This window comes from Elusimicrobiaceae bacterium, assembly GCA_028700325.1.
GTDB lineage: Bacteria > Elusimicrobiota > Elusimicrobia > Elusimicrobiales > Elusimicrobiaceae > JAQVSV01.
Genome location: JAQVSV010000125.1, coordinates 1 through 2,783, shown reverse-complemented (window position 1 = coordinate 2,783; position 2,783 = coordinate 1). Strand labels below are relative to the sequence as shown.

Sequence of the window (2,783 nt, the reverse complement as noted above, 5' to 3'; positions counted from 1 at the left end):
CAGTAACGTCATTAACGTATATTTCAAGTGATCCTCCTTTGGTATTGAACGGAACCCGCCGCTGGCGTCAGGCGGGTTCGTTTTTGAACTTTTCTCGCAGCGCGTCAGCCACGCAGGGCGGCACGCAGCCGGTCAGTTCCGCGCCGTGCGAAGCCACTTCGCGCACGGTCGTGGAACTCAGGTAGACGTAGTTTACGTTAGGCATCAGAAAAACCGTTTCCATTTCGGGATAGAGCAGGCGGTTGGTGTGCGCGAGCTGGAACTCGTATTCCAGGTCGCTGACCGCGCGCAGGCCCCTGATCGCGACGGTGATGTTGTTGCGCCGCATGAAGTCCACCAGCAGGCCCGAAAAGCAGTCCACCGTCACGTTAGGCAGATGCTTCAGCGACTTGCGGATCATCTCGGCCCGCTCGTCCGGCGAGAACACGGGTTTTTTGTGCCGGTTGATCAGCACGCCGACTATTACCGAGTCGAAATTTTTGCAGGCGCGTTCGATGATATCAACATGCCCGTTGGTGACCGGATCGAAACTTCCGGGATAAACGGCTATTCTTTTCTTCATGCGTTGCTCCTTTTTCGCCCGCGCGGGCTGGCCGCGGGGAAAATCAGGCCGGATACCGAAGCCTCCGGCTCCATCATGAAACTTTCCGTAAGCGTCACTCCTATATCGCGCGGATTAAGCAGCGCGAACAGGGTCCGCTGACAGCTCAGGTCCGGGCACAGCGGATAGCCGAAACTGTAGCGCGCGCCCGGCCCCGGCGGCGGCAGTTCTCCGACCGTTTCGGCCGGCCCGGCGGTAATGGCCATTACCGCGCCAAAATCGAAAAAACCGCTTTTTGCAGACGAGCCGGCAATCTGCTGGGCCGCTTCGGCCAGCGCCTCCGCGCAGGTGATGGCCGCGATGTTAAGCAGATGCGAAGCGACATATTCGCCCGCGCCGGCGAGCCGGGCCGCTTCGGCGGCGTAACCCGTTCCCGCGGTGGCGACGAAAAGCGCCGCGTCGGCTGTTTCGCCGGAACTTTTTTGCGGCGCGAGATCCGCCAGGCAGGCGGGGCTGCCGGTTATTCGCGGAAACGCGAAACTCGCCGCGGGGTTTGCGTTTCCGGCGGAGTAAAGGTTAAGCGTGTCGCCTTCGGAGTCGGCGCGGAAGAACTGCAGCGCGCATTGCGGGCGCAGCGCGCCCGAGCCCAGCGCCTGGGACAGCGCGCGCAGGAACCGCTGTTCGGTTTTTAAAAATTTCGCGTCCGCTCCGGCGCGAAGCCGGCTGACCGGTTCGGCAAACCCCAGATGTTTGTTGAACAGCATTCTTCCGTTTATGAACGGCACGATATTGGCCGGCAGATAGGCTGTAATCAGGCTGCGGTCATAAAAGTCGGATGTGCGCGGCGCGGTCGTCATTCGGTTTTGGCCTTTATAAGTTCCAGCGCGCGGGCAAGCCCGTGCATGGCGTCGGGGCAGTAGATGACCGGGCCGGAGTAGGCGGGCGCGATTTTTGAAAAGACGAATTTTTCGCTTAACGCCGCTCCACCCACCTGCAGCGGAGTATGGATTCCCGCGGCGGACAGATCGCGCGCCACGCCGATCATCGCCTCCGCCGAGCGCGTCAGCAGGCCCGACAGGCCGATCACATCGGGCCTGAAACTCCGCGCGTTCCTTATAATTGTTTCGGTCGGCGTTTTTACGCCCAGATCAAGCACCTCGAACCCGTTGCTCGCGAAAATCATATGCACAAGGTTTTTGCCGATATCGTGCACGTCGCCCGCCACGGTGGCGAGCAGCAGCCTGCCGCGCGGCGGCGCGCTGGTTTTTTTCAGCTCCGGCTCAAGCGCGGTGACGGCGCCTTTCATCACTTCGGCGCTTTGCAGCACCTCCGTCACGATCAGTTCGCCTTTGCCGAACAGCGCGCCCACTTCCGCCATAGCCTGTGAAAGCGGCCCGTTGATGATTTCCAGCGGGGTCAGTTTATCCAGCAGCGCCGCCACCGCCGCGGCCACGGGCGCGCGGTCGCCTTCCAGCACGGCGGTTTTAAGCGCGCGCGCGGGGTCCCCGGACGGACCGCGGACCGCGGGTTTCTTTTCGCGGTACAAGGCGGCGAACTCGGCTACGGCGGCCTGTCCGGCGTTTTCAAGCAGCGCGCCGGCCAGCGTTATTTCCCGCCCGCTTAACGAGGCGAACCGGCGCAGTTTTTCGATGTTCACTATCGCCGCGTCGAGTCCCGCTTTTACGCACCGGTGCAGGAACACCGAGTTTAAGGTTTCGCGCGCGGCGGGCGGCAGCCCGAATGAAACGTTGCTCACTCCCAGTATGGTCCGGCATTTCGGGAAATGTTTTTTGAAACCCGCGATCGCGGCGACGGTTTCCGCGGCGGCGCGCGCGTATTTCTCCTGCCCGGACGCGACGGGGAAAACCAGCGCGTCGAGCAGAATATCTTCCGGCGGCATGCCGTATTCTGTCAGCAGGCGCACCATCGCGGAGGCCACTTCGAGTTTCCGTTCGGCGGAAACCGCCATGCCCTCATCCGGGTCGTCGTCAATGCAGCCGGCCACGACGGCGGTTCCGTACAGCCGGTTAAGTTCGGCGGCTTTTTCGAGTTTCGCGGTTCCGTGCTCGAGGTTGACCGAGTTCCAGACCGATTTGCCCGGACACAGTCTGGCCGCCAGCTCCGCCACTTCGGGGCTGGTGGTGTCAATCATTACCGGGCTGCGTACCGCCTTGATCACGCGGGAAAGATATTCCTTTGCGTCGGCCGGCTCGTTGCGTTCGGGGTTGGAGAGGCAGATATC

General features: G+C 61.9%; 3 protein-coding genes. All 3 read right to left on the bottom strand.

Annotated elements, in window-relative coordinates; genetic code table 11:
- Positions 1 to 67: 67 nt before the first annotated feature.
- Positions 68 to 562, bottom strand: a complete 495-nt coding sequence (coaD, locus tag PHW69_10075; GenBank protein ID MDD4005530.1) for a pantetheine-phosphate adenylyltransferase — start codon at positions 560 to 562, stop codon at positions 68 to 70.
- On the bottom strand, positions 559 to 1,398 hold the full coding sequence (locus PHW69_10070; GenBank protein MDD4005529.1) for a vitamin B12 dependent-methionine synthase activation domain-containing protein: 840 nt from the start codon (positions 1,396 to 1,398) through the stop codon (positions 559 to 561). Before PHW69_10070 ends, coaD begins: the two co-directional genes overlap by 4 nt.
- A partial coding sequence (locus PHW69_10065) for a dihydropteroate synthase (protein MDD4005528.1) occupies positions 1,395 to 2,783 on the bottom strand: 1,389 nt, incomplete at its 5' end. The genes PHW69_10065 and PHW69_10070, both read right to left, overlap by 4 nt.